Origin of the sequence: Cecembia lonarensis LW9 (assembly GCF_000298295.1) — a bacterium.
Classification (GTDB): domain Bacteria; phylum Bacteroidota; class Bacteroidia; order Cytophagales; family Cyclobacteriaceae; genus Cecembia; species Cecembia lonarensis.
In genome coordinates this window covers 1-5276 of record NZ_AMGM01000143.1, presented here as the reverse complement: position 1 = coordinate 5276, position 5276 = coordinate 1, and the positions used below count along the sequence as shown (strand labels likewise).

Below are 5276 nucleotides of genomic sequence, written 5' to 3'. Positions count from 1 at the left end.
TCAAACAGGATATAACCCCAAAAATCCCCATATCAGATTCTAATATGAAAATTAATCTCCATCCGTCTACCAAATTTGAAAATAGACACAACGGCCCCTCTCAAGAGGAAATTTCCATGATGTTGGATGCCATTGGAGCAGCTTCCATGGATGAGTTGATAGACCAAACGATTCCTAAGTCCATACAGTTGGACAGACCTTTAGATCTTCCGAAGGCCAAATCAGAGGCAGCTTTCTTAAAAGATTTCAAAATACTTGCTTCCAAAAATAAAATCTTTAAATCCTTCATCGGATTGGGTTATTATGACACTTTGGTACCAGGGGTAATCCTAAGGAACATTTTGGAAAATCCGGGATGGTATACTGCCTATACGCCTTATCAAGCGGAAATTGCACAGGGAAGGCTTGAGGCCCTGATCAATTACCAAACCATGGTAATGGAACTCACCGGGATGGAAATGGCTAATGCTTCCCTGTTGGATGAAGCGACTGCTGCTGCTGAAGCCATGGCCATGTTGTATGCGTCCAAACCAAGAGAAAAGAAAAATGCCCACAAATTCTTTGTGGATGAAAAAATATTCCCACAGACCAAAGACCTGTTGATTACAAGATCAACCCCTATTGGCATTCAACTCGAAATTGCCCCATTATCACAATTGGATCTGACAGACCCAGAATTGTTTGGCGTCATGCTTCAGTATCCTAACCTTGATGGCGAGGTTTTAGACCACAATGCCTTGGTAGCTGCTGCCAAAGAGAATCATGTCCTAACGGCATTTGCAACCGACTTGCTGAGTTTGACCCTACTTACGCCTCCTGGAGAAATGGGAGCCGACGTCGTAGTGGGAACCAGCCAAAGGTTTGGCGTGCCCATGGGCTATGGTGGACCTCATGCTGCTTTCTTTGCAACTAAAGAAGCGTATAAAAGACAAGTACCAGGTAGAATAATTGGTGTATCCGTAGATAAAGATGGTAATAAGGCATACAGAATGGCACTGCAAACCAGGGAGCAGCATATTAAAAGAGAAAAAGCTACCTCTAATATCTGTACTGCCCAAGTTCTCTTAGCAGTCATGGCAGGTATGTACAGTGTATACCATGGTCCTAAAGGTTTGAAAGAGATTGCTTCCAGGACACATGGACTGGCCCAATTGACTGCCAAAGCACTCGGACAAATGGGTTTTGAACAGCTGAATTCGGTTTATTTTGACACCATTCAGATCAAAGTGGACGCAGTACAGCAATCCAAAATCAGAGCATTTGCCTTATCTGCCCGTATGAATTTCAGGTATGAAGAAGGCGTAATTTTCCTTTCATTCGATGAGGCGAAGACCTTGGAAGATGTAAAAGCAGTGGTAGAGGTATTTGCCATGTCCACCAATCAGAAAATTACTGTAAACTGGGAGGAGCTGACTTCATCTCTAGCCATAAACTATCCTGAAGCCATTTCAAGAAAAACAAGCTTCCTCAGCCACCCTGTATTCAACCAATACCATGCTGAGCATGAAATGCTTCGCTACATTAAAAGATTGGAAAACAAAGACCTTTCTTTGGTCCACTCCATGATTTCATTGGGTTCTTGTACCATGAAATTAAATGCTACGGCTGAAATGATTCCTGTAACGTGGCCAGAGTTTGGTCAATTGCATCCATTTGCCCCACAAGACCAAGCAGCAGGCTACTACGAATTGTTCCAAAATCTTAGAAATTGGTTGACTGAAATCACCGGATTTGCAGATACTTCCCTCCAACCAAATTCCGGGGCTCAGGGTGAGTATGCAGGCCTGATGGTGATTAGGGCCTATCATCATAGTAGAGGTGACCACCACAGAAATATTGCATTGATCCCTACATCAGCGCATGGCACCAATCCAGCTTCTGCGGTAATGGCAGGGATGAAAGTGGTTCTGGTGAAATGTGATGAAAAAGGCAATATCGATGTAGCAGACCTTAGGGAAAAAGCAGAAGCACATAAGGAAGAGCTTGCAGCATTGATGGTAACTTATCCATCTACCCACGGAGTATTCGAAGAGGCCATACAGGAAATCTGTCAGACCATCCATGAGAATGGTGGGCAAGTATATATGGATGGTGCAAATATGAATGCACAAGTGGGATTGACCAGTCCGGGTAAAATTGGGGCAGATGTCTGTCACCTGAACCTGCATAAAACCTTCTGTATACCTCATGGAGGAGGTGGACCTGGCATGGGACCAATTTGCGTGGCCAAGCACTTGGCGCCTTTCCTTCCTGGAAATCCATTGGTACAAACAGGAGGTACACAGGCCATCAATTCCATTTCAGCAGCCCCCTTTGGAAGTGCAAGTATACTGCCCATCTCCTATGCTTACATCGCTATGATGGGACCTGATGGATTGACCAATGCCACTAAAATTGCGATCTTGAATGCTAACTACATCAAATTCAGATTAGAGCAGCATTATCCTATTCTTTATGCAGGAGCAAATGGAAGAGCTGCCCATGAAATGATATTGGATTGTAGGGGATTTAAAGAAGTGGGCATAGAGGTGGAGGACATCGCCAAGCGCTTGATGGATTATGGCTTCCATGCACCTACTGTTTCCTTCCCTGTTGCAGGAACTTTGATGATAGAACCTACCGAATCTGAAACCCTGTCCGAACTAGATAGATTCTGCGATGCCATGATCGGCATCAGGGCAGAAATTCAGGAAATCCAGGATGGGAAAGCTGAGAAGGATAATAATGTATTGAAAAATGCACCGCATACCGCAAACTTAGCTTTAGCGGACAATTGGGATTTCCCATACAGCAGAGAAAAAGCGGTATATCCTCTACCTTATGTCAAAGGGAATAAATTCTGGCCAACTGTCAGGAGAATTGACTCTGCTTATGGTGACAGAAACCTGATCTGTAGCTGTATTCCAGTAGAAGAATATGCTGAAGCAGCGGGAGTTGAATAAGAGGATTTGATCACCAAACAAAAAGCCGATTGGTTAATTCCAATCGGCTTTTTTAATTGGTCTAATTTTACTGGACACTTATACCTACAAATTTTTACTTTTTCACTTCCAAGTTTGACCCTACATTTACCGTTAGGTAGGCCATTTTGGGTCGATTTGTTCGATTCCTTTATAAACCCTAGTCCCTTGGTTACACTAGGGGCTCCGCCACGGCCAAGATCCTGAAAAGTTTGATCCTTTCAGGATCATTTCCACAATATCACTCACCCAAAATTAGCTGTCTAACGTTTCCTATAAAAGATGTTTTAAAATCCGGGTAAACCATAGCCTTTCGACTCTTAAACTGGAGATCCTTGATTCTTAGCTCTTGATTCTTGTTTCTTATTTCTCACCTCTAGTCTCTCGCTTCTCACCTCAATCCTTCACTTCCTCATAATCAATATAGTCTCCTCCTTTGATTTCTTTGGAACGCTTTTCCTGATAATCTCTGGGAATATGATCTACATTGACATTTCCATTGCCTCTTCCTCCCTTTCTTCGGATATCCTCTTCCCGTTTTAGGTTATTGGCATGATCAACAAACTGTTTGAGCTTACTCCTTAAGAAAAACTGTAACAACTTGGAAAATATCCAAGAAATGGCAATGGCAATCAAAAGAAATTTTAAAACAAATCCCATGTTTAGACTTTTAGAAGCGGCTGATAAGAAGGGATATTCACGAAAGATATCCCTTCCGGTTCGTTTGCCGCTTTATTTCAATTATCTACTCAAATAAAGATTCCTCTCCGCATAAATCTTCAAGAAATAATCATCCATCAGGTCATCAATGAAGTATATCGCTTCGCCTGTGGATTTCATTTCAGGTCCTAATTCCTTGTTGACATTCGGAAATTTATGGAAAGAGAATACCGGTTCTTTGATAGCATAACCTTTTTTAACCGGTTTGAATTCAAAATCAGTCACTTTTTTCTCTCCCAACATCACCTTCGTCGCATAATTCACATAAGGTTCCTGATAAGCCTTACAGATAAAAGGAACGGTTCTAGATGCCCTTGGGTTGGCTTCAATGACATAAACCTTATCATTTTTGATGGCAAACTGTATGTTGATCAAACCCACGGTCCTTAGCGCCAAGGCAATCTTATGGGTATAAGTCTCAATCTGACGCATCACATAATCTCCAAGGTTATAAGGAGGTAAAACAGCGTAAGAATCACCGGAATGGATTCCAGCAGGTTCAATGTGCTGCATGATTCCAATGATGTGTACGTTTTCCCCATCACAGATGGCATCTGCCTCTGCCTCTATAGCCCCTTCTAGGAAGTGGTCAAGAAGAATTTCATTATTCGGAATGTCTCTGAGCACATTGACTACATGCTCTTCCAATTCTTTCTCATTGATGACAATCTTCATGCCTTGCCCGCCCAATACGTAGGAAGGTCTTACCAACAAAGGGAAACCAATGGTTTTACAAAGCTCAAGGGCCTCATCTGTATTGTGGATTGTACCAAACTCAGGATATGGCACCTCATTTTCTTTTAATAAGGTAGAGAACCTTCCACGGTCTTCTGCCAAATCCAGGGCTTCAAAACTGGTCCCGATGATCGGGATACCATATTTGTCCATTTTTTCGGCTAGCTTCAGCGCAGTCTGACCGCCCAACTGCACAATGACCCCCACTGGATTTTCCTGAAGGATAATTTCATAAATATGCTCCCAGAAAACCGGTTCAAAATATAGCTTGTCTGAAATATCAGGATCAGTAGACACCGTCTCAGGGTTACAGTTGATCATGATGGTCTCATAACCACATTCTTTGGCAGCCAAAACGCCATGCACACAGGAGTAGTCAAATTCAATACCCTGTCCTACACGGTTTGGTCCTGAACCCAAAACTATCACCTTTTTCTTATTGGAAGGCACTGATTCATTTTCCTCACCAAAAGTAGAATAATAGTATGGGGTTTGTGCCTCAAATTCCGCTGCACAGGTATCCACGAGTTTGTATACCCTTCGAATACCCATTTCATTGTAGCGTTTGTTGAATACCTCTGACTCCAAGCAATTCAACAAATGGGCAATCTGACGGTCCGCATAACCTTTTTTCTTTGCTACCTCCATCAGCTCGCTTGGAATATTTCCAATGTTGTACTTTTGGATTTCAGTTTCTACATGGATGAGCTCTTCAATTTGCTTCAGGAACCATTTGTCAATCTTGGTAAGGTCCTGAATGGTTCTGAATGAAATGCCCAATTTGAAGGCATCATATATATGAAAGAGTCTGTTCCAACTTGGATTTGCCAAGCTGTACAATAATTCTTCTTGATTTCTCAA

3 protein-coding genes are annotated in these 5276 nt (G+C 42.4%); 1 reads left to right on the top strand and 2 read right to left on the bottom strand.

All coding sequences use genetic code 11. The features are described from left to right. Positions 1-44 precede the first annotated feature (44 nt). Positions 45-2942 (top strand): aminomethyl-transferring glycine dehydrogenase, encoded by a 2898-nt coding sequence (gcvP, locus tag B879_RS20170; protein WP_009187084.1) that lies wholly within the window; start codon positions 45-47, stop codon positions 2940-2942. Positions 2943-3356: 414 nt separating this feature from the next. Here the strand turns inward: gcvP and B879_RS20165 are convergent, their stop codons facing one another. Together B879_RS20165 and carB are read right to left on the bottom strand one after the other, a co-directional pair. Further along, positions 3357-3620, bottom strand: a complete 264-nt coding sequence (locus B879_RS20165) for an RNA-binding protein (protein WP_009187083.1) — start codon at positions 3618-3620, stop codon at positions 3357-3359. Positions 3621-3701: 81 nt separating this feature from the next. After that, positions 3702-5276, bottom strand: a 1575-nt coding sequence (gene carB / locus B879_RS20160; RefSeq protein WP_040401385.1) for a carbamoyl-phosphate synthase large subunit, incomplete at its 5' end; no start/stop codon positions are given.